The organism is Cellulomonas sp. Root485 (genome assembly GCF_001426705.1).
Classification (GTDB): domain Bacteria; phylum Actinomycetota; class Actinomycetes; order Actinomycetales; family Cellulomonadaceae; genus Cellulomonas.
The window spans coordinates 60,336-86,753 of the sequence record NZ_LMFC01000005.1; the positions used below are offsets into that span (position 1 = coordinate 60,336).

The window sequence follows — 26,418 nt, forward strand, 5'->3', positions numbered from 1 at the left end:
CGCTCCCCCTCCGCGCGCGTCACTCGTCCCCACCGAGCGCACGCACGGCGGCGGCGAACGCCTCGCCCCGGGCGGCGTACGACGTGAACTGGTCCATCGACGCGCTGGCGGGCGCGAGCAGCACGGTGACCGGGTCGGCAGAGCCCGCCTCGGCAGCGAGCCGCCTGGCCTCGTGCACGGCGCGGGTCATCACCGGGCCAGTCTCACCGGCGTCGACCTCGACCACGGGGACCTCGGGTGCGTGTCGGGCGAGTGCGTCGCGCAGCGGGGCGCGGTCGACACCGATCAGCACCACGGCCCGCAGCCGGTCGTGCCGGGCGGCGACGAGCTCGTCGAACTGCGCACCCTTGGCCAGACCGCCCGCGACCCACACGACGCTGCCCGCCGGGAACGCCCCGAGGGCGGCCGCGGCCGCGTGGGCGTTCGTCGCCTTGGAGTCGTCCACGTACGCGACACCGTCGACCACGGCGACGCCGGCGAGGCGGTGCTCCCCCGGTCCGTAGGCGCGCAGTCCCTCGCGCACCGCCGCGGGTGCGACGCCGTGCGCGAGCGCGAGGGCGCCGGCGGCCAGTGCGTTCGCCACGACGTGCGGCGGCACCGTGCCGTCCGGTCCGGCCAGCTGCGCCAGGTCGTCGAGCGTGCCCAGCTCGGCCGCGTGCGTGTGCCGGAGCCGGGAGAACCCGCGGTCGACCAGCACGTCCTCGACCATTCCGACCTGTCCGACCAGCGGCGTGCCGATGGTGAAGCCGACCGCGACGCAGCCGTCGACGACGTCCGCCTCCCGGACCAGACTCTCGGTGGCGGGGTCGGCGAGGTTGTACACGCACGCGACCTGGGCGCGCTCGAAGATCCGGCCCTTGTCGGCGGCGTAGGCGTCGAGCGACCCGTGCCAGTCCAGGTGGTCGGGTGCCACGTTGAGCACCGCGGCCGCCTGCGCGGACATCGAGGACGTGTGGTGCAGCTGGAAGCTGGAGAGCTCGACGGCGAGGACGTCGAGCGTCGGGTCGGTCGCCGCGAGCACCACGGGGGTTCCGACGTTGCCGACCGCCGCGGCGTTCTCCCCGGCGGCGCGCAGGATCGACTCCAGCATGCCCACGGTGGTGGTCTTGCCGTTGGTCCCGGTGACCGCGAGCCACGGCGCCGGCCCGCCACCTGCCGCGCGGTCGACGCGCACGTGCCACGCGAGCTCGACCTCGCTCCACACGGGCACGTCGTGCTCGCGGGCGGCGGCGAGCAGCGGGTGGTGCGGCGCCAGCCCCGGCGACGCGACGACCAGGTCCGCCCGGTCCAGCACGGTGCCCTCGAGCAGCTCCGCGGTGCCGATCACGTCGTCGGCGTGGTCGTCGACCGGCACCACGCGCGCACCGCGGGACGCCAGCACCTCGGCCGCGGCGCGACCGGAGACCCCGAGCCCGGCGACGACCACCAGGGCGCCCTCCAGCACGAGAGACGTCACCTACCCGGCCACCCACTCGGCGTAGAAGATGCCGACGCCGAGCGCGACGAACAACCCGGCGATGATCCAGAACCGGATGACGATCGTCACCTCGCCCCACCCCGAGAGCTCGAAGTGGTGATGCAGCGGTGCCATCTTGAAGACCCGTTTCCCGGTCATCTTGAAGAAGCCGATCTGGATGACGTCCGACAGGACGACGAGCACGAACAGCCCGCCGATGATCGCCGCGAGGATCTCGGTCCGGGACAGGATCGACAGGCCGGCGAGCGCACCGCCGAGCGCGAGCGCTCCGGTGTCCCCCATGAAGATCTTGGCGGGGCTGGCGTTCCACCAGAGGAACCCGAAGCACGCGCCGGTGATGGCCGCCGCGACGACCGCGAGGTCCAGCGGGTCCCGGGTCTCGTAGCACCGCGGGCCGGCACTGGCCAGGAACTGGCAGCTCTGGTTGAACTGCCAGACCCCGACGATGACGTAGGCGCCGAACACGATCAGGGAGACGCCGGTGGCCAGCCCGTCGAGGCCGTCGGTGAGGTTCACCGCGTTGGACCACGCCGTGATCAGGAAGTTCGCCCAGATGACGAACAGGATGGTGCCGACGGTCACGCCCCAGAACGCGAGGTCCAGGTTGGTGTCGCGGATGAAGGAGATGTGCGTGGACGCGGGCGTGCGGAACTTGTCGTTGGGGAACTGCAGCGCCGCCACCGCGAACGTGATGCCCACGATGCCCTGGCCGATGATCTTCCAGCGCGCGTTGAGGCCGAGGCTGCGCTGCCGGGAGATCTTGATGAAGTCGTCCAGGAACCCGACGACGCCCAGACCGGTCATGAGGAAGAGGACGAGGATCGCCGACGCGCTGGGCGGGGTCCCGGTCACGATCAGGCCGCTGACCCACCCCGCGAGCGTCGCGCCGATGATGACGACGCCACCCATGGTCGGGGTGCCGCGCTTGGTGAAGTGCGCGGTCGGTCCGTCCTGGCGGATGAACTGGCCGTACTGCTTGTGGATCAGGAACCGGATGAACAGGGGGGTGCCCAGCAGCGCGATGAGCATCGCGAGGCCGCCGGAGATCAGGACCGCCCTCATCGGACGCCCCCCTCGACCAGGGTGTCGCCGAGCTTCCAGAGGCCGGCGCCGTACGACGACTTCACCAGGACGACGTCACCCGGCCGCAGCTCGCTCTCGAGGAAGGCGGTCGCCACCGCCAGGTCGTCCGCGAGCACGACCTCGTCGCCCCACGACCCCTCGTGGTTCGCGCCGTCGCGGATGGCCCGCGCACCCTCGCCGACCACGATCGTCAGCCCGATGTTCAGCCGGACGCACAGGCGACCGATGGCGTCGTGCGCCTCGCGCGCACCCGGTCCCAGCTCGAGCATCTCGCCGAGCACGGCGATCGAGCGGCGGTCCCGCCCGGCCAGGACAGCCAGCGCCTTCAGGGCGGCCCGCATGGAGTCGGGGTTGGCGTTGTAGGAGTCGTCGACGACGGTGACGCCGTCGGGACGGTCGACCACGTGCATGCGGTGCGGGCTCAGGGCGTCCGCGGCGCTGAGCCCGGCCGCGACCTCGTCCAGGTCGAGCCCCACGGCGAGCGCGGCGGCCGCGGCACCGAGGGCGTTGTGCACGTGGTGCTCCCCGACCAGCCGCAACGACACCTCGGCGGTCTGCTCGACCGCGCCGCGCCGCACGAGCGTGAACGTCGCGCGCCCGGAGCGGTCGAGCCGGACGTCGCGCACGCCGACCGTCGCGTCCGGCGCGGCGCCGAACGTCACGACGTCCCCCGGGGCGAGAGCGGCCATCGCGGACACGCGCGGGTCGTCGGCGTTGAGCACCGCCACCCCGTCCGCGACCAGGCCCTGCACGATCTCGGACTTCGCGACGGCGACCGCGTCGATGCCGCCGAAGCCGCCGAGGTGCGCGTGCCCGACGATGAGGACCACGGCCACGTCGGGCGGCGCGATGTCGGTGAGGTAGGTGAGGTGACCGGGGCCGCTGGCACCCATCTCGAGCACCAGGAAGCGGGTCGACTCGTCGGCGCGCAGCACCGTCAGCGGCAGGCCGATCTCGTTGTTGAACGAGCGGACCGGCGCGATGGTCGGCCCGACGCTCCCGCACAGCTGGGCGAGCAGGTCCTTGGTCGTGGTCTTGCCGACGGACCCCGTGATGCCGACGACGCGCAGGTCGCTCCCGCCGGGCTCGAGCGCGACCTCGCGCAGCCGCTCCAGCACGACGCGCGCCAGGTCGCCGAGGGCCTTCTCGACGTCCGTGACCACGACGCTCGGCAGCACGTCCCCGCCGGCACCGACGACGTCGCGCGCGGCCAGCACGAGCGCGGCACCGGCGGCGACCGCCACGGCGGCGTAGTCGTGCCCGTCCACGTGCTCACCGGGCAGCGCGACGAAGAGACCACCGGTGACGTCGTCGCGCGAGTCGACCACGACGGGTCCGCTGACCACGAGGGCGGGCTCGGTCGCGGCAGCACCGCGCAGCACACCGCCGGTCGCGGCCGCGATCTCGGCCGCTGTCAGGGCGATCACGCGTGCTGCTCCTGCCGGCTGGTGCGCGCTGCGATCAGCACGTCGCGGTCGTTGTACCGGTGGAACACGCCGGCGATCTCCTGTGTCGGCTCGTGGCCCTTGCCCGTGATGATCACGGTGTCCTGCTCGGAGGCGAGGTCGAGGGCGTCGCGGATGGCCTGCGCGCGGCTGGTGGCCTCGTGCACGTCGACCAGGTCCGGCCGCTGGAGCCGGACACCGTCGAGGATGGCCGACCGGATGGCCGACGGCTCCTCGGAACGGGGGTTCTCGTCCGTGACGACGATCACGTCGGCCAGCCGGGCGGCGATCTCGCCCATGATCGGGCGCTTGCCCTGGTCGCGGTCCCCGTCGGAGCCGAACACGAGCACGAGCCGGCCGGGGGTGATCGGGCGGACGGCGTCGAGGGCCAGGACGAGAGCGTCGGGCGTGTGGGCGTAGTCGACGATCGCGAGCGGGAGGCCGTCGCCCCGCTCGATGACCCGCTCCATGCGTCCCGGGATCTCGTGGGCGACCCCCACCGCGGCGATCGCGGCGTCGAGGTCCACCCCCGCGGCGTGCGCGAGCACGACGGCGAGCGCGGCGTTCGAGACGTTGACCTTCCCCGGGAGCGGGCTCGCGGCCTCGTGCAGCGCACCGTCCGGACCACGCAGCGTGAACGTCGAACCGACGCCGTCGAGTCCGATGTCGGCGGCGACCACCGCCCAGTCCGCGTCGGCACCCTCAGGCTCGCCCACGTGCGTCGCCACGGTCTCGACGGGGATGGGTGACTCGGCAGCGAGCCGGCGCCCCCACTCGTCGTCGATCACCACGACGCCACGACGCGCCTGCCCGACGGCGAACAGCCGCGACTTGTCCCGGAAGTACCCGTCCATGTCGCCGTGGAAGTCGAGGTGGTCCCGCTGCAGGTTGGTGAAGCCGACGACGTCGAACGTCAGCCCGCCCACCCGGCCGAGCGCGAGCGCGTGCGAGGAGACCTCCATGGCGAGCGCCGTCGCGCCGCGCTCGACCGCCAGCGCGAGGATCGCCTGGAGAGCGGGCGCCTCGACCGTGGTCCGCGGGCTCTCGACGGCGTCCTCGCCGATCCGCAGCTCGACGGTGCCGAGCACGGCGGTCGTCGGGTGCGCGGCACGGAGCGCCGCGTCGAGGAAGTAGGTGGTGGTGGTCTTGCCGTTGGTGCCCGTGACACCGACCGCGACCAGGTGCTCGCCGGGTGCGTCGTGCGCCCACGCGGCGACCGGTCCGGCGATCGCGCGCGGGTCCTCGGCGACCAGCACGGGGACCCGTCGGGCCAGGCCGGAGTCCTCCAGCAGCGCGGCGCCGGCCTCGTCGGTGAGGACCGCCACGGCCCCGGCGTCGACGGCCTGCTCGGCGTACCTGGCACCGTGCACCTGGAACCCCGCCACCGCGACGAACACGTCACCGGCGACCACCTCGCCGCTGGCCAGGCTCACGCCGGTCAGCACGGCGTCCGCCGGCAGCGGCGCACCCCTCGCGACCAGGCCGAACGTCGAGACGAGGTCGGCGACCACGTGGGCCGCGGGATGCAGCGGACGCATCCGAGCGGGGGTCGTCATGGGGAGAATCTACCCCGGCCCCGGCTCAGCCACGCCCGGTGCGGGTCGCTCACCACGTCGTCGGGAAGAGCGTCCCGGTGGTGCCCGACGGCGCCACGCCGAGCTCGCTGAGCGTGTACCCGGCGACGTCGCGGAACACCGGCGCGGCGACCGTGCCGCCGTAGACCGAGGTCTGCGGGTTGTGCAGGATCACGGCGACCGCGATGCGCGGGTCGTCGGCGGGTGCGACCCCGATGAACGACGACGTGATGCCCTGCACGCCACCCACCCAGTTCTGCGCCGTCCCGGTCTTGCCGGCCACCTGGTAGCCGGGGATCGCCGCATGGGCACCGGTCCCGTCGTCGACCACGCTCTGCATCATGGTCAGCACGGTCTTGGCGGTCTCCGGCGACACGACCTGGGTCGTCGCAGCCGCAGGCGCCGCGGTGTACGTGCCGTCCGGCGACGTCCAGCCCTTGATGATGTGCGGCTGCACGCGCACCCCGCCGTTGGCGATCGTCGCGAACACCTGGGTGGCCTGGAGTGCCGTCACGGACACCGCCTGGCCGAAGAGGACCGCGAACTTGTCGCGCCGCTGCCACGTGTCGACCGGGTGGAGGATGCCCTTCGACTCCCCCGACATCTCGATCCCGGTCTGCGCACCGAAGCCGAACTTCGCCAGGTAGTCGTACCGCGTCTGCACGGGCAGGTTCTGGCCGATCATCACCGTGCCGGTGTTCGAGGACTCCGCCAGCACCCCGGTCGTCGTGAGCCGCAGGACACCGTGCTCGTGCGAGTCCTTGAACGTCTCCTTGCCGTCGGGCGAGTACGTGTACGGGACCTCCCACTGCGAGAGCGGGTCGGCGATCTTGTTGTCGAGGATGGCCGCCATCGTGATGACCTTGCCGGTCGAGCCGGGCTCGAACACGTCCGACACCGCGCTGGACAGGGAGCCCGACGCCTCACCGGGGTGGTTCGGGTCCACGGACCCCGAGTCGGCGAGCGCGTAGATCTCACCGGTCCTGGTGTCCATCACGATGAGCGAGCCGGACGACGAGCCGGTGGCCGCGACCTGCGCGTCGAGCGCCGACTGGGCCTTCCACTGCACGTCGGACAGCAGCGTGAGCTGCACCGAGTCGCCCTGCGTCGCCGGGTTGTCCTCCGAGTACCCCCCGGGGATCGCCTGTCCCTTGCGCCCGCGCTCGTACGTCTCGCTCCCCGCCGTACCCGTGAGCCGGTCGTCGAGCGACGCCTCGAGCCCGGCGAGCCCGACACCGTTGGAGTTCACGAAGCCCACGACGTTCCCGGCCAGGGAGCTGTTCGGGTACACGCGCTCCGCCACCCGGTCGACGTTGACGCCGCTCAGACCGAGCTTGCGGACCTCGCGCGCCACCTCGGGCAGCACGCCCTTGCGGATGTAGACGAACTGCCGGTCGCCGACGAGCATCCCGCCGAGCTCGGCCGCGTTCATGCCGAGCAGCGGGGCGAGCGTCGCGGCGACACCAGCGGCACCGTCGGGGACGGCCGGGTTCTCCGAACCCTTGAAGCTCGCGACGAGCCGCTGGTTGACGGAGATCTCGTACCGCTCGACGGACGTGGCCAAGGGCGCGCCCTGGGCGTCCGTGATCTCGCCACGGCCGCCGAGCAGGGTGATCGACGTGAGGCGGGCATCCCGTGCCTGTTCGGCGATGCTCGCCCCGCGCAGCCCCTGGACGTACACCAGGCGCCCACCGAACACGGCGAGCGCCACGATGACCAGAGCGGCGAGGAACGCCATCCTGCGGCGCGACCCCGGCTGCACCGGACCCGCCGGCGGCCTCCCGTCGCGGGTGCGCGGAGGCACGACGACCGTGCGCGGACCGCTCGCGGGCCGCTGACGGGGAACCGTCGTGCCGGAGGTGCGGTTCCCCACCGCCGGACGACGGGTCTGCTCGGTGCGGGCGCGCGGGCGCGTGACCGGTGTGGTCATCCCCCGGCTCCCGCCGGCTCCGGGACGCCCTGCACGCTTCCGTCCGACAGCCGCAGCCAGCCGGTGCCGTTGGTCGGGACCATGCCGAGCGCGGCGGCCGCCGCGGCGAGCTGCGTGGGCGACGCCTTGGCGTCGAGCTGCGCCGTGAGGTCCTGCTGGTCCTGGTTCAGCCGGCCCAGCTCGTTGGACAGGTCGTACTTGGCGTACGCGCTGGCTGCCATCGAGGTGTTGAGGAGCAGAGCGGACAGGAGCGCTCCGGCGAGGACGGCCATGCAGGCAAGGATGAACGGCACACGCGTCCGGGCGTGCTCCGGCGCGCGGACGACACGCAACCGAGGCGCCGGCGCGGTGCTCGTGGTGGTCGGGCGCGGGCGGGACGGCGCCGGGTAGGCAGTTGCTCGGGCAGCGGTCTGGGCGCTCATGCTGCCCTCCTTCCGGTCTGGCGTGGCTTGAGGTGGTCGGGCGTGGGACGGACGCGCTCGGCGGCGCGGAGCCGGACCGACTGCGAACGCGGGTTGTGCGCGAGCTCGGCCTCGTCGGCCTCCTCGGCACCTCGGGTCACGAGGCGCAGGAACGGGGCGTGCGTCTCGGGCTCGACGGGCAGGTCCGGCGGGGCGCTGGACGTTGCTCCGACGGCGAGCGCCCGCTTGACCGCACGGTCCTCGAGCGAGTGGTACGCCTCGACGACGATCCGGCCGCCCACGGCGAGCGCCTCGATCGACTGCGGGAGCGCACGCTCCAGCACCTCGATCTCGCCGTTGACCTCGATCCGCAGGGCCTGGAACGTGCGCTTGGCCGGGTTGCCGCCGGTCTTGCGCGTCGCCGCGGGGATGTTGGCGCGCACGATGCTCACCAGCTCGCCCGTGCGCTCCAGCGGCCGCCTGGCACGCTGCGCGACGATCGCCCGGGCGATGCGCGGCGCGAACCGCTCCTCGCCGTACACCCGCAGGATCCGCGCGAGCTCGCGCTCGTCGTAGGTGTTGAGCACGTCCGCCGCCGTCTGACCTGTCGTGGCGTCCATGCGCATGTCGAGCGGCGCGTCCGCCGAGTAGGAGAACCCCCGCTCGCGCTCGTCGAGCTGCAGCGACGAGACGCCGAGGTCCATGAGCACGCCCTGGACGCCCGGGATGCCCAGGCGGTCCAGCACGTCGTTGATCTCGTCGTAGATGGCGTGCACGCCGGTGAAGCGGTCGCCGAACGGCGCCAGCCGGCGGCCGGCCAGCTCGAGCGCCTGCGTGTCGCGGTCCAGGCCGACGACCCGGACGTGCGGGAACGCCTTCAGGACGCCCTCGGTGTGGCCGCCCATGCCGAGCGTCGAGTCCACCAGCACGGGGCTCTCGACGTCGAACGCCGGGGCCAGCAGGTCGAGGCAGCGCTGCAGCAGCACCGGGGTGTGCCGGGAGGCTGCGTCCGATGGCTGGCCGGTCGTGTCGTCGTTCATCGCTGCTCCCCTCCCCAGGTGGCACGGATGCGTGTGGTCAGGCGGCCCCTCCGCCGCCCGACCAGATCCCCCACCGACCCTCTGACACCGGGGAAGTGCGTCAGAGATTCGGGGGGAGGTCTTACCGGGCGGCGATGCTGTCGGGACTGGTCTGTCAGAAGGGGCCGTTCGGAAAGACCTCCTCCGCGGTGTCGGCGTACCCGGCCTCCTGCTCGGCCAGGTACGTCTCCCACGCGGTGAGGTCCCAGATCTCGACCCGGGTGCCGGTGCCGATGACGGCGACGTCGCGCTCCAGCCCCGCGTACTTGCGGAGCATCGGCGGGATGGAGATGCGTCCCTGCTTGTCGGGCAGCTCGTCGCTGGCACCGGACAGGAAGACACGCAGGTAGTCGCGGGCCTGCCGGCTGGTCACCGGGGCCTGCCGGAGCTGGTCGTGCATGCGCTGGAACTCCTGCATCGGGAGCAGGAAGAGGCAGCGCTCCTGCCCGCGGGTCATGACCAGACCCGGGGCGAGCTGACCGCGGAACTTCGCCGGAAGGATGAGCCGGCCCTTCTCGTCGAGACGCGGTGTGTAGGTGCCGAGGAAGGGCGCGAACGAGCCGAAGACGCCGGCGGACGACTCATGCGTCACCCCGCCTCCTCCCGGTCCTCGCTGCAGCTGCTGGTGCGGGTTTTCCCCTCCTCACCACGTGCCTCCACGCTACTCCACTTCACTCCACCAGCAACCGGAGATACGCAGTATTCACCCGATCGAAGGGATATAACTGCAGGTCACAGCGGTGGTGCAGAGTGGAGGGAAAGTCGACCCCGCGGCCACACCGAGGCGTGTCGGAGTGCAGATCAGACCCCAGATCCGGGAGAGATCGGACGAATCCCCCCGCCCTCCCCGCCGGCCGCCGCTCCGCCGCGCGGGTGGTGGAGCGAAGTGGGGGGCCGATGGGCGATGAACTCCTGCCGCCCGACCTTTACGATCGGACCCAGATCCGCCAAAGGAGGCGTCATGCTGCAGGCCGTCCCGTCCTCGAGTGAGCTCGAGGACGTCGTCGACACCACCCACCGGATGCGCGCGGCCGTGGAGGGCGTCGTCACCGGTCGGCCCGAGCTCGTCCGGGTCACCGTCGCCGTCCTGCTCGCCGAGGGGCACCTGCTGCTCGAGGACGTCCCCGGCGTCGGCAAGACCACGCTCGCCAAGGCGCTGGCCAAGACCATCGACTGCACGGTCGGCCGGATCCAGTTCACCCCCGACCTGCTGCCCTCGGACCTCACGGGCGTCAACATCTTCCGGTCGCAGACGCACGAGTTCGAGTTCCGGCCCGGACCCGTGTTCGCGCACGTGGTCATCGGGGACGAGATCAACCGCGCGTCGCCCAAGACGCAGTCGGCCCTGCTCGAGTGCATGCAGGAGGCGCAGGCGACCGTCGACGGCCGCACCTACCCGCTGCCGCGACCGTTCCTGGTGGTCGCCACCCAGAACCCGGTCGAGATGGAGGGCACCTACCCGCTGCCCGAGGCGCAGCGGGACCGGTTCATGGCGCGCCTGACGGTCGGGTACCCGAGCATCGAGTCCGAGCTCGACATGCTCGACCTGCAGGAGACCTCCGACCCCCTCGACACCTTGCGACCCGTGACCGACGCCGCCCAGGTCAAGGCCCTCATCGAGACCGCGCGCCGGCTGTTCGCGGCACCGGGCATCAAGCGGTACGTCGTCGACCTCGTGACCGCGACCCGTGAGGACCAGGGTCTGCGCCTCGGTGCGTCCCCCCGCGCGGCGATCCAGCTGCTGCGGGCTGCGAAGGCGCTGGCGGCGATGGAGGGCCGCGACCACGTCCTGCCCGACGACGTCCAGCAGCTCGGCGTGCCCGTCCTCGCGCACCGGCTCCTGCCCAGCACCGAGTCCCGCCTGTCCGGGCGCAGCACGTCCGACATCGTCACCGACATCCTCGACCGGGTCCCGCTCCCGTCTGCGGCGGCCTCCGCGCGCTCTCGTCGCGCGATCGGCTGATGCGCCTTCGGCCGACACCCCGCGGCATCGCGCTCGGGATCGCGGGCATCGTGGCCCTGCAGCTCGGCGTGGTGCTCGGTGCGGTCGACCTCGTCCGGATCGGCACCCTCACGCTGCTGCTCGTCGTCGGCGCGGCCGTCGCCGTCGGCGTGCTCGACCCCGGTCGGGGCAAGCACCGGCTGAGCGTGCAGCGGCACGCGGTCCCCAACCCGGTGCACGCCGGCGAGGAGGCGCAGATCGAGGTCGTGATCACCGCGACCGACCCCGCCGCGCGCGTCCGGCTGGCGGGCCTGAAGTTCGCCGAGCAGGCGGCCACCGAGCTCTCGGGCGGACGGCCGCTGCGCGCCCGGGTGACCCGCGCGCCGCGGAGGGTCACCGTGACGTACTCGGTACAGGCCGCCCGGCGCGGCCGGTGGCCGCTCGGTCCGCTCGTCGTGACCCGCGGCGACCCGTTCGGTGTCGTGCGCACCTCCGCCACGCTGGGCGAGCAGGCCGAGGTCTCCGTGTGGCCGGCGGTCGTCCCCCTGCCGACGCCGAGCGACGTGCTGGTCGGCGAGCCCGACCGCGTCGCGCTGGGCGCGCGGAGCCCGTCGACCGACGACGCCTCGTTGCGCGACTACCGCGAGGGTGACGACCTGCGGCGCGTGCACTGGAGCAGCAGCGCCCGCAAAGGTGCGCTCATGGTCCGGTCCGACGAGCGCGCGGGGATGCGCCCCGTCTCGGTGCTCCTGGACCTGCCCGCCCGCGCGACGAGCCTGGAGTGGTCGATCTCGCTGGCCGCGTCCATGTCGCTGGCCATGCTCGACGGCGGCCACCCCGTGCGCCTGGTCAGCGGTGGCACACCGGCCGCGTCCCCGCTCGCCTTCGTGCACGACCGCTCCGGCCCCGGCGCACGCAGCGCCCTGCTCGACCGCACGATCGACCTCGAGGCTCCTCGCTCGGCCGTGCAGGGCGAGATCGCGCTCGTGGCCGCGGCGCACCTCCTGCACACCACGGAGGCCGGGGGCGAGATCGTGCTCGCGGTGCTGGGCCCGCTCGGCGCCTCCGCCCGCGCCGCCCTCGCCCACGTCGCCGACGCCGCCCTGGCCTGGGCGGTCGTCCGCGCCGACACCCCGGCGCAGGAGGCGGAGGCCGAGCACACGATCAAGGCGCTGCGCCGTGCCGGGTGGCGCGCGTGCCGGGTCACGCCCGGCGAACCCGTCGTCGACTGCTGGCTGCGCCTCCTGGGGTCGGCCCAGTGACCGGCCGCGTGCAACGCATCCCCCGGGGGCCCCGGTCGGCCCTCGGCTCGGCCCTGTGCGCCGCCGCGACCTGCGCCAGCCTGTTCGCCCTCACCGGTCTGATCGTGCGCGGCAGCTGGCTCGTCATGACGTGGCTGATCGTCGTGGTCGTCGCCGCGGTCGTGATCGGCGTCCGCGCCGTGACCCGATCCTGGTGGGCTCCCACGCTCGCCGGCACCATCGTCGCCGTCGGCATCGTGCTCGTCCGGTACGGCGCACCCCCCGGGCGCCTCCAGGTGCTGCCCGACGGGGACTCGCTGGACCGGACCCTGGCCACCGCGCGCGAGGGTGTCGCGGTCATCAACGCGTCCCTGGTGCCGATGGTCGGCGTGCGCCCCACCGAGCTCCTGGTGGTCGTCGGCGCCGTCGCCGTCTTCCTGCTGGCCGACCTCGTCGCGATCGGCCTCGGCGCCCCTGCGCTCTCCGGTCTCGCGTTCGCCGGCCTGTGGGCCCCCGCGATCATCCTCGGCTTCCCCGCGAGCGGCTGGTCGATCGCCTGGACCAGCCTGTTCTACCTGCTCCTGCTCGCCCTCAGCGCCGCACCACCGTCGGCGCACAGCGACCGCGGGCGGCGGGCAGGCGTCGCTGTGCTGTCCGCGCTGGCCCTGATCGTGGCCACCCTCATCGCCGGGCCCGCCGTCGCCGCGTTCCCCGGCTGGGCGACCATGAGCATGCCGACCTTCGGGACCGGTCCCGTCGGGCCCATGTCCCTCAGCGACGACCTCGACCTGCGCGAGAGCCTCGGCACGCGGTCGGGCCAGGTCGTGCTCCGGTACTCCGTCACGCCGGTCGAGCCCGACCCCGGAACCGATCCGCAACCCTCCCCCAGCGCGTCGGACTCATCCACCGTCTCCGCCGGCGACGTCGGGCCGCTGCGCGCCTTCACGCTGACCACGTTCGACGGCGTGCAGTGGGACCGGTCCGACTCGCTCGACCTGACCACCTGGGACCCTGCGACGCTCCTGTCGTCCGACCCGGAGATCCGCGGCTCGGCGCCCGACGCGGAGCGCGGCACCCTCGCGAACGTCCAGGTCGAGGTGGCCAACATGCGCGAACGGCGCCTCCCCGTGACCACCTTCCCGCGGACCGTGGACGTCAGCGGCGCCTGGGAGTACGACCCCGTCCGCGACGAGGTCGTCGGCAGGCGCGGCACGTTCGACGGCATGACGTACGCGATGCAGGTCGAGATCCCGTCGCTCACCAAGGAGGACCTCGCCGACGCGGAGGTGGGCGACCCCGACGACGGGGGTGCCACCCTCGAGGTGCCGCAGACCTCCCGCACGCAGGACGTCACGGATCTCGCGCGCGAGGTCACCGCCGACGCCACGACCCCGTACGAGCAGGCGATGGCGCTCCAGACCTTCTTCCGCGCCACGACGAACTTCACCTACGACACCCGCGTGGCACCCTCACGGTCCGACGACGCCGTCTGGGCCTTCCTGCAGTCGACGCGCGGGTACTGCGTGCAGTTCTCCACCTCGATGGCGATGATGGCCCGCACGCTCGACATCCCCGCCCGGGTGGCCGTCGGGTTCCTGCCCGGCGAGTCCGACCGCAACGGCAGCTTCGTGGTCTCCGGCCAGCGGACGCACGCCTGGCCGGAGCTGTACTTCGAGGACTACGGCTGGGTCCGGTTCGAGCCGACCCCCGCCGTGCAGACGAGCGCGCCGCCGCGCTGGGCGGACCCGTTCACGGGGGTCTCCGCGCCGGACAGCCAGCCGGACGAGGTCGTCCCGGCGCCCGCGTCCAGCGCCTCGTCGTCGACCGCTCCGGGCGGGCAGTCCTCGTCGACCGGCACGCAGGACGAGGATCAGGCCTGGCTGCCGGTCGCGATCACCGTCGCAATCGTGCTGGCCGTCGCGTCCCTCGGCCTGGCGCTCGTCCGTCGGCGCAGCCTCCTGCGCGCCGACCTCACACCCGAGCGGGCGTGGCTGCGCGCCCGACGCCGGCTGGGTGCGCGCGGGGTCACCTGGACGGACGCCGACTCACCGCGCACCGTCGTCGCGTCGGTGCACGAGCAGCTGCGCCAGGCGGCGGGGGCCCCGCTGACGGGGACGTCCGCCGAGGCGTTGGAGTCGTTGGCCAGGACCGTGGAGCGCGAGCGCTACGCACCGGTCCAGCCCGAGGTGGACCCGGCCGTCCTGGCGGGGTGGGTCGACGAGATGATGAGCGGGGTCGAGACCCTGCTCAGCGACCGCTCTCGCCGCGGCGCCGTTCCCAGCGCTCCTCGAGACGAGACATGAAGCTCGACTTCTGACGAGCGGCCGGCGACGGCGACTTGACCTGGCCGTCGCTCTGCACGACGCCGCGCGGTCCGGACCGGTGGCCGGACGAGCGGTGCGGTGCGGCGAACGCGAAGGCCACGGCGGCGAACATCACGACGAAGCCGATGACGCCCAGCCACGGAAGGCTGTTGGCCGCACCGAGCACGAGAAGGAGCAGGCCGAGGGACGCACCGACTCCCGCGATGACGTACCGGCCGAACGGGCGGTGCCCGCGCTGGGTCAGCGTGTTCGCGAGCCGAGGATCGTCAGAGGTCAACTGCCGTTCCATCTGCTCGAGCACGCGCTGCTCGTACTCGGAGAGAGGCATCCTGACCCCCGTTGTCAGCTATGTGGACCTGTCTTCCGGCTCAGGATAGATCCGCCGGAACGATGGTGGTAGTCGAGCCGGAGGATACTCCCCCTGACTGAGAGGCTCCGGCCGGGATCGGACCCCTCCCCGACCGCCCGCGCAGCTGGTCCGTGGCACGTTCCGCCTCCCACCGCGAGCGTTCCGGTGCCTCCGAGGCCTCGTCGGGGGTGGGCAGCCGGATGCTGGTCGCCGCAGGGGACAGACCTTCGGCGACCACCCCGACGAGATGGACCGGCAGGCCACGCAGGTCGACGCCGGCCACCAGCTCACGGGCGGCGAGGAACAGCTCGCGGCCGACGTCCGTCGGGGTCGCCAGGGTGCGGGAGCGGGTCAGCGTGCGGTGGTCGCTGGTGCGGATCTTCACGGTGATCGTGCGGGTGACCAGGCCGTTCGTGCGCAAACGGGCAGCGCACCGGTCCGCCAGCTCGTGAGCCTTCTCCTCCACCACGGCCAGGTCCGCGACGTCCGTCGCGAAGGTCGCCTCCGCGCCGACCGTCCTCTCCTGGCGACCCGGGTGGACCGGTCGGGGATCCCGTCCCCACGCCAGGTCGACCAGGTGTGCGCCCGCCACCCTGCCGACCGCGTGCTGGACGGTCGACACGTCCGCGTCCGCCAGCTCCGCGACCGAGCTGATCCCCCACCGCGCCAGTGCGTCCTGCGTCTTTTCACCCACCGCGAAGAGCGCACCAACGGGCAAGGTCCGCAGGAAGTCGACCGTCGCTGCGCGCGGGATCAGGAGGACGCCGTCCGGCTGGGCGTGACCGGACGCGAGCCTCGCGACGAGCTTGGTGGAGCCGATGCCGACGGAGCACGCGAGGCCGAACTGCTCGCGGACCTGCCGTCGGACCCGCTGGGCGATGACGGTGGGCGGTCCCCATCGACGTCGGGCGCCTCCCACGTCCAGGAACGCCTCGTCGACGCTCACCTGCTCCACCAGCGCCGTGATGTCACCGAGCACGCGCATGATGCCCGCGGACACCTCGCGGTACGCGCGATGGTCGGGCGGGACGACGACCGCCTGCGGGCACTGCTGCACGGCGGTCGTCATCGTCATCTCCGGGTGGACGCCGAACGCCCGCGCCTCGTTCGTCGCGGCTAGCACGACGCCGCGCGCGGTACCGCCGACGATCACCGGCAGCCCGCGAAGCTGCGGACGACGAGCAAGCTCGACCGAGGCGCAGAACGAGTCCAGGTCGACGTGCAGGATCGAGCAGCCGACCTCGTCGTGACCCCAGTCGCGCTCGGCCGGCGCTGACCGGGGCCGGCGGCTCATGGCGTCGCTGCGGCGCCAGACCGGGGGCCCGGCCTGCCGTCGGCGCTCACGACGCCCGCTGAGAACGCATGCGCAGCGTGCGGCCGGCGACGGCATCGCCTCCACCGTGCACGAGGTCGCGTGCCGCGTCGACGAAGTCCTCGGCCGCGCACACCGCCTCCTCGGCCCGCGCAGGGCCGACGAGGTCGAACCGTCCCGCATCCACGGCCGACCGCAGCGCAGCAGCCTCCGCGAAGTAGCTGGACCAGGAGCCGAGCTCCGGGGCGACCACGCCGAGCATGCTCCAGACCGTGCGCGGCGCACGGCGTCCCGACGGCGTGCCACGAGCGGCGATGACCGCTGCCCCGGCGCGCAGTGCTGCGAGGTGCGCGTGGGACAGCTGCTCCCACGGCTCGGACGAGAACTGCGCAGCCAGAAGCTCGGCGTCGGCACGGCCGAGCAGCTCGAGAGCGCGTGCCGGCACCGGTGCTCCCGTGGTCGTCCCACCGGGCGCCTGCTGCTCGAGCTGCTGGTGCATCTCGTCGTCCCTCCGTCGTACCGCGGACCCGTCTCACCCCAGTATCGAACACCTGTTCGATGCCGTCAACCCCGGGGGAAGCGCCGTAGCGTGGGAGCCATGGCCGCCCGCGACCGCTCCGCCCGACGCAGTCCAGCCTCGCACCGACCACCCACACGCAGCCCGGCCCGCGGGCTCTGGCCGACCGGCCCGGTGCCCATCCCCACCGGCACCGTCGAGCTGGTCCGGGACCTCGACGACCCGGACGGCGTCACCGTCCTGGTCAACGGCGTGCCCAGCTCCTACCTCGACCTCGTCGACCCCACGCGCCTGGTGTTCGAGTACATGCAGCAGATGGCGGCCGTCATCGACCGCGTCGGCCCCGCGGGCGGGCCGCTGGACGTCGTCCACCTCGGTGCGGCGGGCTGCGCGCTGGCGCGAGCGCTCGACGCCGAGCGTCCCGGGTCGCGCCAGCTGGCCGTCGAGCTCGACACCGTCCTGCCGGAGCTGGTGCGCGGCTGGTTCGACCTGCCACGCTCCCCCGCGCTCCGCATCCGGGCGGGCGACGCCCGGGCCGAGCTGTCGAAGCTGCCCGACGCGTCCGCGGACGTCGTCGTGCGGGACGTCTTCGCCGGCGACACCACCCCGGACCACGTCCGCACGCGCGAGATGGTCGCCGAGGTGGCGCGGGTGCTGCGTCCGGGTGGCGTCTACCTGGCCAACTGCGCGGACCGACCACCCCTGGCCGGTGCGAAGGCCGAGGGAGCCACGCTGCGCGCCGCGTTCGGCGACGTCGCGGTGATCGCCGAGCCGGGGCTCCTGCGTGGCCGGGGCTACGGGAACGTCGTCCTGGCGGCGACCGACGACGCGGATCTCCTCGGGTCGCCCGCGCTCGCCCGCGCCGTCCGGAGCCTGCCCGCGCCGGCTCGGCTGCTGCACGGCGACGAGGTCACCGCGTTCGTGGGGAACGCCGTGCCCTACGACGACCCCCCGGCATGACGGAGGGCCGCACCCGGACGGGTGCGGCCCTCCGGACGTCAGGTCAGATCGGGCGGACGCTCTCGGCCTGCGGCCCCTTGGCGCCCTGCGTGATCTCGAACTCGACGCGCTGGCCCTCGTCGAGGCTGCGGTAGCCCGAGGAGTCGATCGCGGAGTAGTGGACGAAGACGTCGGCACCGCCGCCGTCCTGGGCGATGAACCCGAAGCCCTTCTCAGCGTTGAACCACTTGACAGCACCCTGTGCCATGTTCGTTTTCCTTCTGTCCCACCGGTGACGGCGCGGACCTTCTGCCTACGCCGTGCCGCAATGCCTCACGTCCTGCACCGGGTGGCCAGCCGAAAGACGACTGGTCGGAACCGACACCGAGCCTCGGCCCGGATGACGATCCCTGTCGAGCAAGCCGGTCAAGCGAGTACGTCACTGCAACGTGTGCATCCTTACATCGGGCCTGTGGGCGGCGCCATGCTTTCGCCCTGTCGGCTCACACGCTTTGACAACGATCTGGTAAAGGTCGGGCCTCAGGCCGGACCGCTGTCGTCACCCTGCTGGGCCAGGAACCGCTCGAACTCGGCACCCAGCTCGTCGGCGGTCGGCAGGTCCGTGGACCCGGCGAGCAGGCTGGTCCGCCCGATGTTGCGGGTGAACGAGTCGTACTGCTCCTCGAGCGCGTGCACCACGGCGGCGACGTCCTCCGACCCGGTCACCTGCCGGTCGATCTCCGCCATGGCCTCGTCCGCGGCCGACGTCAGCGCCGCGACCTGCAGGTCCAGCCCGGTGGCACGCTCGACGTTGCTCAGCGCCGCCTGGCTGGCCTGCGGGAACGCGGACTGCGCGAGGTAGTGCGGCACGTGCACGGCGAACCCCACGGCGTCGTGGCCCGACTGGCCCAGGCGCAGCTCGAGCAGCGCGCTCGCGCTGGCGGGGACCTGCACGGTGCCGAACCAGGACGTGTGGTCCGCGACGAGCTCGGGCCGCGTGGCATGTGCCGTGACCGACAGGGGGCGCGTGTGCGGGATGCCCATGGGGATGCCGTGCAGCCCGACGGTCAGCGGCACGTCGAAACGCTCGACGATCTGCCGGACCGCGGCCACGTACCGCTCCCACTGCACGTCGGGCTCGACGCCGTGCAGGAGCAGGAACGGGACACCCGCAGCGTCCTGGACCAGGTCGACGACCAGCTCGGGGTCGGCGTACGACGCCCACGTCGTCTGGTCGAACGTCATGACCGGCCGACGCGACCGGTAGTCCAGCAGCTGGTCGACGTCGAACGTCGCCAGGCGCGTCGTGGGCAGCTCGTCGACCAGGTGCTCCGCGGCCAGCTGGCCGGCGTTGCCCGCGTCCACGAACCCGCGCACGGCGTGCACGAGGACGGGACCGGCGCCGTTCACCGTCCGCGCCTCGACCTGGGCGGCGACCTCGGGGTCGACGTCGTAGATCTCGCTCGGGTTCAGCATGGGGGTGCGCTCACTTCCGTCCGGGTTACCGGGGACAACACGCACCCGCCGCGAGTTCTTCCCGCGTCACCGGCCAGGCAGGCGCACGACCTCGACGAAGAACTCGTCGATCTGGCGGACGACCTCGATGAACCGGTCGAAGTCGACGGGCTTGGTGACGTAGGCGTTGGCGTGCAGCGAGTAGCTGCGGACCACGTCCTCCTCCGCCTCCGAGGTGGTCAGCACGACGACCGGGATGGAGCGCAGGTTGGCGTCCGCCTTGAGGGCCTGCAGGACCTCGCGGCCGTCCATGCGCGGCAGGTTCAGGTCGAGCAGGACGAGATCCGGCGTCGGGGCGTCCGCGTGCTCGCCCTCCTTGCGCAGGAACTCCAGCGCGCTGACGCCGTCGGAGACCACCCAGAGACGGTTGCGGAGCTTGTTGTCCTCGAACGCCTCCCGGGTCATGAGGACGTCACCCGGGTCGTCCTCGACGAGGAGGACGTCGACGGTCTTGGCGCTGGTGGGCACAGAGGGCTCCGATCAGGGGGTCAGGGCTTCCGCGGGGAGGGTCCAGTGGATGCTGGTGCCCTCGCCGTCGGGCTGCTCGATCCAGATGCGACCGCCGTGGAACTCGACGATCTTCTTGCACAACGAGAGACCGATGCCGGTGCCCTCGTAGATGTCCTTGGCGTGCAGACGCTGGAAGATGACGAACACCCGTTCCGCGTACTGCGAGTCGATGCCGATGCCGTTGTCTCGACACTCGAGCTCCCAGGATTCTGCCACGCGGTGCGCCGACAGGTGGACCGTCGGGGGCCGGGCCGGGTCCCGGAACTTGATCGCGTTGCCGACGAGGTTCTGGAACAGCTGCACCAGCAGCGGACGCTCGCCGCGGACGACGGGCAGCTCGTCGTGCGTCACGACGGCCCCGGACTCCGCGACGGACTCGCTGAGGTTCTCCAGCGCGTCGGCGAGGACCCCCGCGAGGTCGACGTCGCTGACCTCGCCGCCGACGCGGCCCACCCGGGAGAAGCCGAGCAGGTCCTGGATGAGCGCCTGCATGCGTTTGGCCCCGTCGACCGCGAAGGCGATGTACTGGTCGGCGCGCTCGTCCATCTGCCCGCCGTAGCGCTTCTGCAGGAGCTGGGTGAAGCTCGCGATCTTGCGCAGAGGCTCCTGCAGGTCGTGCGACGCGACGTAGGCGAACTGCTCGAGGTCGCGGTTGGACCGGCGCAGCTCTTCCGCCTGCTGCGTGAGGAGCTCGTGGGCCAGTGCGATCTCGGCGCGCGACGACTCCAGGACCTGGACCTGGTCGACGAGCGCGACGCGCATCCGTTCCACGTCGCCCGCGAGCGCGGCGATCTCACCCGGCCCGATGGTGGCGACGGGATGCTGCAGGTCGCCCGAGGACACCGCACGCGCGTCCGCGGCGAGGGAGTCCAGCGGCTCGAGGATCCAGCGGCGCAGCGTGACCCACAGCGCGACGCCCAGGGCGACCGCGGCGAGGACGAGCAGCGCGACGGTGCCCACGGCCACGAGCGTCCAGATCCCGAGCTCGCCGACGGCGTCCGTGCGACGGTCGCGCAGCAGGTCGATGTAGTCCTGCGCGGCGCCCCGCGCCTCGTCGAAGAGCACCCGGCCCTGCTCGATCTCCTCCGTGGTCACCGACCCGGCGCCGCCGGTGCGGACCTCGTCCATCACCGGGATGGCGAACTCCTCGTTCCAACGTCGTCCCGCGTCCGCGGCCGCCTGTGCCGCGGCGGTGAGCTCGTCGTCCGTCCCCTGCGCCTCGCGTTCCGCGAGCGAGCGGAACGACAGGTCGTCGGCCGCGGACCGCTCGTACGGCTCGAGCGTGACCGGGTCCCCGGTCAGGGCGAACCCGCGCACGGAGGTCTCCGCGTCGACCAGCTGGATGAACGCGCCGTCCGCCTGCGTGATCGCCGTGAAGTACGTCTCGGTGACGGCCTCCTGGCGGTCGAACAGCCGGACCAGCACGAACACGGTGCCCAGCACCACGACCGCCAGGGCGGCGCCGGCCGCGACGATCACGGTGCGCAGCCGTCGGCGCAGCGTCGAGGAACGCCGCACGGGCGTCGGGGCAGCGCTCACGCACGCCACCCGAGGACGACGACGGCTGCGTCGTCCACCAGGTCGCCCCCGTGCAGCTCCCGGACGTCGTGCAGCACCCGCTCGACGAGGTCGCCGCGAGCCGCGACCGCACCGTCCACGATGCGCAGCAGGCCTGTCTTGCCGACGCGGTCGGAGCTGCCACCGATGGTCGCCTCGAGCACCCCGTCGGTGTACAGCAGGATCCGCCACGAGGGCGCGAGCTCCAGCCGTACCGGCGACCAGCCCCCGGAGACCGGGATGCCCAGTGCACGACCCCGCCCGTGCGTCGGCAGGAGCGCCGACGGCTCGCCCAGGAGCAGCGGCACGGGATGTCCGGCCAGGTACAGGTCGACCGAGGTGCGGTCCGCGGCGACGTCCAGCATGGACACCGTGGTGAACACCTCCGGGCGCGCACGCTCGGAGATCAGGACGCGTTCGAGCAGACCGAGGATGTCGACGGTCGGCACCTCGGCGAGCACGAGCGTCCGCCAGGCCGTCCGCAGCGTGGCACCGAGGGCCGCCTCGTCGGGCCCGTGCCCGCAGACGTCACCCACGAGCGCGAGAACCGACCCGTCGGGACGTTCGACGACGTCGTAGAAGTCCCCACCGAGCACGCCGTCGCGTCCCGCGCGGTAGCCGACGCGTACCTCGAGGCGCTGGTCGACCACCGAGGGCGTCGGCAGCAGTGCCCGCTCCAGCCGGTTGACCTCCTCGGCGCGCACGAGGCTGCGGTACAGGGCGCGGTCGGTGTCCTCCAGGCGGCGGCGCTGGATGGCGTAGCGCACCGAGCGACCGAGCATCTCGCCGTCGACCTCGCCCTTGACCAGGTAGTCCTGGGCCCCGGCCGCGACGGCCTCGAGCCCGATGTCGGTGCCGGCCAGGCCCGTGAGCACGACGACTGCAGGTGCACCGGCGGCCAGCAGGCGCTCGAGCGCGGCGATGCCCATCGCGTCGGGGAGCCCGAGGTCGAGCAGGACGATGTCGACGTGGAGCCGGTCGATGGCCTCGTCGAGGGTCCGGACCCAGTGCAGGTCGACCTCGAGACCGGCGTCCGCGAGGTGCTCACGGACGAGGATCGCGTCGCCCTCGTCGTCCTCCACGAGCAGCAGACGGACGGGTGCGTGTCTCGTCACCGGGCCGCGGCGGATGTCGTCGGGGGCGGTGCGTGCGTCGCTCAACGGGCCTCTCCTCCCGACTGTTCACCTGCCTCTTCTCGACAGGACACCCGAAGCGTAGGGGCCCGGAACCGCTCTCGCGCGCCATCTCACCCGGTCGCGGGCGGACCCCACCCGGTCGGCTGGGTGCGACGGGGCCGCGGAGGTCGGATAATGGACGGCCGCTCCGGCGTCGCGTCGTCCCTCGACGTGCGCAGGGGCGGAGGTACGCGCGGCCGGTGACCCGGCGGAACGGAGATCGCCCAGGTGGCAGGCATGGACAACGAGCTGACCGTCGAGCAAGGCGTCGTCGACCAGCTGTACGGCCGGCTCGACGACCTGCGGGCGCAGACCCGGGCGCGGCTGGCCGACGTCCGGCGGGAGGGCCCGTCGGGCTCGCCGCAGAACCGCAGCGAGCGGGACGCGTTCGCCACGCTCTACGAGGACCGCATCGCCCAGCTGGAGGCCGTCGAGGAGCGTCTCGTCTTCGGGCGGCTCGACCTGGACGACGACAGCCGCCGCTACATCGGCCGCCTCGGCCTCACCGACACCGAGCAGACCCAGCTCCTCACCGACTGGCGCGCTCCCGCGGCCCAGGCGTTCTACCGGGCCACCGCCGCGCACCCTGACGGGGTCGTGCGTCGCCGGCACGTGGTCACCCGCGGCCGGACCGTGACGAGCGTCGAGGACGAGGTGCTCGACCTCGACCTGCTGACCGGCGACTCGGACGCGCGGCTCAGCGGCCTGTCGGGTGAGGGCGCCCTGCTGGCCGGGCTGGCCGCGGGCCGCACGGGCCGGATGGGCGACATCGTCGCGACGATCCAGGGTGAGCAGGACGCGATCATCCGCTCCGAGCTGGGCGGCGCGCTGGTCGTCCAGGGCGGGCCGGGCACCGGCAAGACCGCCGTGGCGCTCCACCGCGCGGCGTTCCTGCTGTACGCGCACCGGCGGCTCCTCGAGCGCTCGGGCGTGCTTCTCGTCGGCCCCAGCCGCACGTTCCTGCGCTACATCGACCAGGTCCTGCCCTCCCTCGGCGAGACGGGCGTCGTCACGACGACCGTCGCGGAGCTGTACCCCGGGATCCAGGCGACCGCCACGGAGGACGAGGCCGTCGCCGAGCTCAAGGGACGCGCGCTGTGGGGCAGCGTGATCGCGCGCGCCGTGCGCGACCGGGAGCGGATCCCCGCGCAGCCCGTGCACGTGCGGGTCGACGGCCACGACCTCCTGATCCGCCCGAACGACATCGCGTCGGCGATGGCTCGCGCCCGGCGCAACCACAAGCCGCACAACCAGGCACGCATCTCGTTCGTACGGGACATGCTGAGCCGGCTGGCCGAGCAGTACGTGCAGCAGCTCGGCGGGGACGTGCCCGCCGACGAGCGCGGCGAGATCATCGAGGAGCTGCGCACCACGCGGGAGATCCGGATCGCGCTCAACCTGGCGTGGATGCCGATCACGCCGCAGAAGCTGGTCTCCGACCTCTGGTCCAAGCCGCACCGGCTCGCGTCCGCCGCACCGCAGCTCAGCCCGCAGCAGCGCGCGATGCTGGTGCGGGAGGCCGACGCGCCCTGGACGCCGGCGGACGTGCCGATCCTCGACGAGGCCGCGGAGCTGCTCGGCGAGGACGACCAGGCCGCCCGGGCCGAGGCGCGCGCCGCGACCGAGCGGCGGGCCTCGGAGCTGGCGTACGCCCGGCAGGTGCTCGAGTCCACGGGCAGCGGCGGCATGGTGTCGGCGGAGATGCTCGCCGACAGGTTCGCGACGACCGGCCCCACCCTGACGACGGCCGAGCGGGCGGCCGCCGACCGCTCGTGGACCTACGGCCACGTGGTCGTCGACGAGGCGCAGGAGCTCTCGGCGATGGCCTGGCGGTCGCTGCTGCGGCGCGTCCCGACGAGGTCGCTGACGATCGTCGGCGACGTCGCGCAGACCACCGCGACAGCCGGTGCGCGCAGCTGGGCCGCTCAGCTGGACCCCGTGCTGCGCTCGTCGTGGCGCCTCAACGAGCTGACCGTGAACTACCGGACCCCGGCGGAGGTCGCCGACACCGCCCGCCGGGTGGCCGTGGCGGCCCACCTGCCCGTGAGCCCGCTGACCTCGGCCCGGGACGTGGACGACTCGCTCGTGGTCACGCGCGTGGCGGACTTCTCCGCCGCGGTGACCGAGACCACCGAGAAGCTCGTCGCCGAGGTCACGGACGCCACGGGTGCGGGACGGATCGCCGTGATCGCGGTGGACGCGCGGCTCGATGCGATCGGTGCCGCCCTGCGTGACGCCGGGCTGCAGCCTGCGCTCGGCGCCGGGTCGAGCGCGGCCGACCTCGACGCGCCGCTCGTGGTGCTCAGCCCGCGCGAGGCCAAGGGTCTGGAGTTCGACGTCGTCGTGCTCGTCGAGCCGGCCGAGGTGATCGACGCGAGCGCGGGTGACCTGTACGTCGCGATGACCCGTCCGACGCGGGCGCTGCACGTGCTCCACGACCGCCCGCTGCCCCGCGGCTGGGTCTGACGCGCACGTCGGCTGCGTCTCACGCGTGTCCGAGGGCCGGACCGCTGTAGGCCCCGGGGTCCGCGGGGCGCACCATAGGGGCGTGCTGAAGGCCCTGCTGCTCGAGAACCTCCACCCCCAGGCTCGCTCGATCCTCGAGACGGCCGGCTTCGACGTGACGACCCGCACCGGGGCGCTCGACGAGGCCGAGCTGATCGAGGCGCTCGACGGCGTGCACCTGCTGGGCATCCGCTCCAAGACGCACGTCACCGCGGAGGTGCTCGCCGCGTCACCGTCCCTGGTGGCGATCGGGGCCTACTGCATCGGCACCAACCAGATCGACCTCGCCGAGGCGGCGTCACGCGGCGTCGCGACGTTCAACGCGCCGTTCTCCAACACCCGCTCGGTGGTGGAGATCGCGATCGCGGACATCATCTCCCTGACACGCCGCCAGACCGAGCTCGACCGTGCCATGCACGACGGGATCTGGAACAAGTCGGCGACCGGCGCCCACGAGATCCGGGGCCGCACGCTCGGCATCATCGGCTACGGCAACATCGGCACCCAGCTGTCGGTGCTCGCGGAGAACCTCGGCATGTCGGTCGTGTTCTACGACACCGCCGAGAAGCTCGCCCTGGGCAACGCACGACGCATGAGCACGCTCGACGAGCTGCTCGAGGCGGCGGACATCGTCACGCTGCACGTCGACGGCCGCAGCGGGAACGCGGGGCTGTTCGGGGCCAAGCAGTTCGCGCGGATGCGGCCCGGCGCGGTGTTCCTCAACCTCTCGCGCGGGTTCGTCGTCGACTACGCCGCCCTGCGCGACGCGATCGTCGCCGGGCACGTGGCCGGTGCCGCGGTCGACGTGTTCCCCGTGGAGCCCAAGCGCAAGGGTGACCCGTTCGAGTCGGAGCTGCGCGGGCTCGCCAACGTGATCCTCACGCCGCACACCGGCGGGTCCACGGAGGAGGCGCAGGAGGCCATCGGCCAGTTCGTGTCCAACAAGGTCCGCGACTACCTGGCCACCGGGTCCACGACCCTGAGCGTCAACCTGCCCAACCTCGCGCTCGAGCAGCAGCCCGGTGTGCACCGCCTCGCCTACCTGCACCGCAACGTCCCCGGGGTGCTGGCCGCGGTCAACGCGACGCTCGCCGAGCACGGCGTGAACATCGAGGGTCAGCTGCTCGCGACCCGCGGGGAGCTCGGCTACGTGGTCACCGACGCCGGCGCGCGGGTCGACCCCGCGGTGATCGAGGCGCTGTCGACCCGCCCGGAGTCCGTGCGCCTGCGCCTGCTGTCCTGATCTCCCGAGCACGACGGAGGGGCCCGACCAGTTCCTGGTCAGGCCCCTCCGTCGTGCAGGCTCAGGCGGAGCCGGACTTGCGCTGGAAGCGACGCTGTGACGGACCCGCGGTCTCCGAGCCGTGCACCTGACCGGTGTTGGTCGAGCCGTCGGCGGTGCGGTGCTGGTTCGACTTCTTGCGCTCGAGCGCCTCGCGGAACTTCGCCTTCGTGTCGTCGCTCACCGCCGCCTCCGTGGTCGCCTTGTCGTCGTCCTGGGCCATGGGCGTCTCCTTCGATGCTGTGTGCCGTCGGACGTCTG

General features: G+C 72.9%; 23 protein-coding genes. 6 read left to right on the forward strand and 17 right to left on the reverse strand.

Annotation, left to right across the window (positions count from 1 at the left end; all coding sequences use genetic code 11):
* Nucleotides 1-19: 19 nt before the first annotated feature.
* The 8 genes from murD to mraZ all read right to left on the reverse strand — a co-directional run bounded on the left by murD (nucleotide 20) and on the right by mraZ (nucleotide 9,581).
* Nucleotides 20-1,456 carry a UDP-N-acetylmuramoyl-L-alanine--D-glutamate ligase gene (gene murD / locus ASD16_RS19725; protein WP_055921956.1) on the reverse strand — a complete coding sequence of 479 codons (1,437 nt, stop codon included), beginning with the start codon at nucleotides 1,454-1,456 and terminating at the stop codon, nucleotides 20-22.
* A complete protein-coding gene (gene mraY, locus ASD16_RS19730) occupies nucleotides 1,457-2,539 on the reverse strand; it encodes a phospho-N-acetylmuramoyl-pentapeptide-transferase (protein WP_055921959.1) in 1,083 nt (360 codons plus the stop codon).
* Nucleotides 2,536-3,987, reverse strand: coding sequence for a UDP-N-acetylmuramoyl-tripeptide--D-alanyl-D-alanine ligase (murF, locus tag ASD16_RS19735; RefSeq protein ID WP_055921962.1), 1,452 nt, complete (start codon nucleotides 3,985-3,987; stop codon nucleotides 2,536-2,538). The genes mraY and murF overlap by 4 nt, the downstream gene beginning before the upstream one ends.
* A complete protein-coding gene (locus ASD16_RS19740) occupies nucleotides 3,984-5,561 on the reverse strand; it encodes a UDP-N-acetylmuramoyl-L-alanyl-D-glutamate--2,6-diaminopimelate ligase (protein ID WP_055921964.1) in 1,578 nt (525 codons plus the stop codon). The genes murF and ASD16_RS19740 overlap by 4 nt, the downstream gene beginning before the upstream one ends.
* Nucleotides 5,562-5,610: 49 nt before the next feature.
* Nucleotides 5,611-7,509, reverse strand: a complete 1,899-nt coding sequence (locus ASD16_RS19745) for a penicillin-binding protein 2 (protein ID WP_055921967.1) — start codon at nucleotides 7,507-7,509, stop codon at nucleotides 5,611-5,613.
* Nucleotides 7,506-7,931: a hypothetical protein gene (locus tag ASD16_RS19750; protein WP_055921970.1), complete on the reverse strand. Its 426-nt coding sequence runs from the start codon at nucleotides 7,929-7,931 to the stop codon at nucleotides 7,506-7,508. Before ASD16_RS19750 ends, ASD16_RS19745 begins: the two co-directional genes overlap by 4 nt.
* The gene (gene rsmH / locus ASD16_RS19755) at nucleotides 7,928-8,950 is read right to left on the reverse strand and encodes a 16S rRNA (cytosine(1402)-N(4))-methyltransferase RsmH (RefSeq protein ID WP_055921973.1); all 1,023 of its coding nucleotides are present in this window, start codon (nucleotides 8,948-8,950) and stop codon (nucleotides 7,928-7,930) included. The genes ASD16_RS19750 and rsmH overlap by 4 nt, the downstream gene beginning before the upstream one ends.
* Nucleotides 8,951-9,104: 154 nt before the next feature.
* The gene (mraZ, locus tag ASD16_RS19760; protein ID WP_055921977.1) at nucleotides 9,105-9,581 is read right to left on the reverse strand and encodes a division/cell wall cluster transcriptional repressor MraZ; all 477 of its coding nucleotides are present in this window, start codon (nucleotides 9,579-9,581) and stop codon (nucleotides 9,105-9,107) included.
* A gap of 369 nt (nucleotides 9,582-9,950) precedes the next feature.
* Between mraZ and ASD16_RS19765 the strand changes: the two genes are divergently transcribed.
* Genes ASD16_RS19765 through ASD16_RS19775 form a run of 3 tightly spaced genes read left to right on the forward strand, consistent with a single transcriptional unit; the run spans nucleotide 9,951 to nucleotide 14,475 of the window.
* Nucleotides 9,951-10,952, forward strand: coding sequence for a MoxR family ATPase (locus ASD16_RS19765; RefSeq protein ID WP_055921978.1), 1,002 nt, complete (start codon nucleotides 9,951-9,953; stop codon nucleotides 10,950-10,952).
* Complete coding sequence (locus ASD16_RS19770; protein ID WP_055921982.1) at nucleotides 10,952-12,193, forward strand: DUF58 domain-containing protein; 1,242 nt, start codon at nucleotides 10,952-10,954, stop codon at nucleotides 12,191-12,193. The genes ASD16_RS19765 and ASD16_RS19770 overlap by 1 nt, the downstream gene beginning before the upstream one ends.
* 8 nt (nucleotides 12,194-12,201) lie before the next feature.
* Entirely contained in the window at nucleotides 12,202-14,475 is a 2,274-nt protein-coding gene (locus ASD16_RS19775; protein ID WP_157454048.1) for a DUF3488 and transglutaminase-like domain-containing protein, read from the forward strand.
* Here the strand turns inward: ASD16_RS19775 and ASD16_RS19780 are convergent.
* Genes ASD16_RS19780 through ASD16_RS19790 form a run of 3 tightly spaced genes read right to left on the reverse strand, consistent with a single transcriptional unit; the run spans nucleotide 14,420 to nucleotide 16,656 of the window.
* Nucleotides 14,420-14,824, reverse strand: a complete 405-nt coding sequence (locus tag ASD16_RS19780) for a DUF3040 domain-containing protein (RefSeq protein ID WP_055921988.1) — start codon at nucleotides 14,822-14,824, stop codon at nucleotides 14,420-14,422. The genes ASD16_RS19775 and ASD16_RS19780 overlap by 56 nt on opposite strands.
* A 40-nt stretch (nucleotides 14,825-14,864) precedes the next feature.
* Nucleotides 14,865-16,139: a DNA polymerase IV gene (gene dinB / locus ASD16_RS19785; protein ID WP_055921991.1), complete on the reverse strand. Its 1,275-nt coding sequence runs from the start codon at nucleotides 16,137-16,139 to the stop codon at nucleotides 14,865-14,867.
* A gap of 46 nt (nucleotides 16,140-16,185) precedes the next feature.
* The gene (locus ASD16_RS19790; RefSeq protein ID WP_162250323.1) at nucleotides 16,186-16,656 is read right to left on the reverse strand and encodes an SAV_6107 family HEPN domain-containing protein; all 471 of its coding nucleotides are present in this window, start codon (nucleotides 16,654-16,656) and stop codon (nucleotides 16,186-16,188) included.
* Between the two features lie 192 nt (nucleotides 16,657-16,848).
* Here ASD16_RS19790 and ASD16_RS19795 point away from each other — a divergent pair, with 192 nt between their 5' ends.
* Nucleotides 16,849-17,634 (forward strand): spermidine synthase, encoded by a 786-nt coding sequence (locus ASD16_RS19795; RefSeq protein WP_235523454.1) that lies wholly within the window; start codon nucleotides 16,849-16,851, stop codon nucleotides 17,632-17,634.
* Between the two features lie 43 nt (nucleotides 17,635-17,677).
* Here ASD16_RS19795 and ASD16_RS19800 read toward each other — a convergent pair whose 3' ends face one another.
* The 5 genes from ASD16_RS19800 to ASD16_RS19820 form a co-directional block, all read right to left on the reverse strand.
* Nucleotides 17,678-17,881: a cold-shock protein gene (locus ASD16_RS19800; RefSeq protein WP_055921997.1), complete on the reverse strand. Its 204-nt coding sequence runs from the start codon at nucleotides 17,879-17,881 to the stop codon at nucleotides 17,678-17,680.
* 272 nt (nucleotides 17,882-18,153) lie between these two features.
* Nucleotides 18,154-19,089, reverse strand: coding sequence for a PAC2 family protein (locus tag ASD16_RS19805; RefSeq protein ID WP_055921998.1), 936 nt, complete (start codon nucleotides 19,087-19,089; stop codon nucleotides 18,154-18,156).
* A gap of 66 nt (nucleotides 19,090-19,155) precedes the next feature.
* Nucleotides 19,156-19,596, reverse strand: a complete 441-nt coding sequence (locus ASD16_RS19810; protein WP_055922002.1) for a response regulator — start codon at nucleotides 19,594-19,596, stop codon at nucleotides 19,156-19,158.
* Nucleotides 19,597-19,608: 12 nt separating this feature from the next.
* Nucleotides 19,609-21,177, reverse strand: coding sequence for an ATP-binding protein (locus tag ASD16_RS19815; protein ID WP_055922502.1), 1,569 nt, complete (start codon nucleotides 21,175-21,177; stop codon nucleotides 19,609-19,611).
* Nucleotides 21,174-22,355 (reverse strand): PP2C family protein-serine/threonine phosphatase, encoded by a 1,182-nt coding sequence (locus ASD16_RS19820; protein ID WP_200943018.1) that lies wholly within the window; start codon nucleotides 22,353-22,355, stop codon nucleotides 21,174-21,176. Before ASD16_RS19820 ends, ASD16_RS19815 begins: the two co-directional genes overlap by 4 nt.
* 252 nt (nucleotides 22,356-22,607) lie before the next feature.
* Here ASD16_RS19820 and ASD16_RS19825 point away from each other — a divergent pair, with 252 nt between their 5' ends.
* Nucleotides 22,608-24,836, forward strand: coding sequence for an AAA family ATPase (locus ASD16_RS19825; RefSeq protein ID WP_235523456.1), 2,229 nt, complete (start codon nucleotides 22,608-22,610; stop codon nucleotides 24,834-24,836).
* Nucleotides 24,837-24,918: 82 nt separating this feature from the next.
* Nucleotides 24,919-26,118 carry a phosphoglycerate dehydrogenase gene (gene serA / locus ASD16_RS19830; RefSeq protein WP_055922006.1) on the forward strand — a complete coding sequence of 400 codons (1,200 nt, stop codon included), beginning with the start codon at nucleotides 24,919-24,921 and terminating at the stop codon, nucleotides 26,116-26,118.
* Between the two features lie 61 nt (nucleotides 26,119-26,179).
* Here serA and ASD16_RS19835 read toward each other — a convergent pair whose 3' ends face one another.
* Entirely contained in the window at nucleotides 26,180-26,380 is a 201-nt protein-coding gene (locus ASD16_RS19835; RefSeq protein ID WP_055922009.1) for a DUF5302 domain-containing protein, read from the reverse strand.
* Nucleotides 26,381-26,418: the final 38 nt, after the last annotated feature.

Bases quoted from the DNA above. Each gene is read 5' to 3' on its own strand.
- mraY (WP_055921959.1), bottom strand. From the start codon at position 2,539: ATGAGGGCGGTCCTGATCTCCGGCGGCCTCGCGATGCTCATCGCGCTG.
- ASD16_RS19740 (WP_055921964.1), bottom strand. From the start codon at position 5,561: ATGACGACCCCCGCTCGGATGCGTCCGCTGCATCCCGCGGCCCACGTG.
- ASD16_RS19745 (WP_055921967.1), bottom strand. From the start codon at position 7,509: ATGACCACACCGGTCACGCGCCCGCGCGCCCGCACCGAGCAGACCCGT.
- ASD16_RS19750 (WP_055921970.1), bottom strand. From the start codon at position 7,931: ATGAGCGCCCAGACCGCTGCCCGAGCAACTGCCTACCCGGCGCCGTCC.
- rsmH (WP_055921973.1), bottom strand. From the start codon at position 8,950: ATGAACGACGACACGACCGGCCAGCCATCGGACGCAGCCTCCCGGCAC.
- ASD16_RS19765 (WP_055921978.1), top strand. From the start codon at position 9,951: ATGCTGCAGGCCGTCCCGTCCTCGAGTGAGCTCGAGGACGTCGTCGAC.
- ASD16_RS19770 (WP_055921982.1), top strand. From the start codon at position 10,952: ATGCGCCTTCGGCCGACACCCCGCGGCATCGCGCTCGGGATCGCGGGC.
- ASD16_RS19780 (WP_055921988.1), bottom strand. From the start codon at position 14,824: ATGCCTCTCTCCGAGTACGAGCAGCGCGTGCTCGAGCAGATGGAACGG.
- dinB (WP_055921991.1), bottom strand. From the start codon at position 16,139: ATGAGCCGCCGGCCCCGGTCAGCGCCGGCCGAGCGCGACTGGGGTCAC.
- ASD16_RS19790 (WP_162250323.1), bottom strand. From the start codon at position 16,656: ATGCACCAGCAGCTCGAGCAGCAGGCGCCCGGTGGGACGACCACGGGA.
- ASD16_RS19800 (WP_055921997.1), bottom strand. From the start codon at position 17,881: ATGGCACAGGGTGCTGTCAAGTGGTTCAACGCTGAGAAGGGCTTCGGG.
- ASD16_RS19805 (WP_055921998.1), bottom strand. From the start codon at position 19,089: ATGCTGAACCCGAGCGAGATCTACGACGTCGACCCCGAGGTCGCCGCC.
- ASD16_RS19825 (WP_235523456.1), top strand. From the start codon at position 22,608: ATGGACAACGAGCTGACCGTCGAGCAAGGCGTCGTCGACCAGCTGTAC.
- ASD16_RS19835 (WP_055922009.1), bottom strand. From the start codon at position 26,380: ATGGCCCAGGACGACGACAAGGCGACCACGGAGGCGGCGGTGAGCGAC.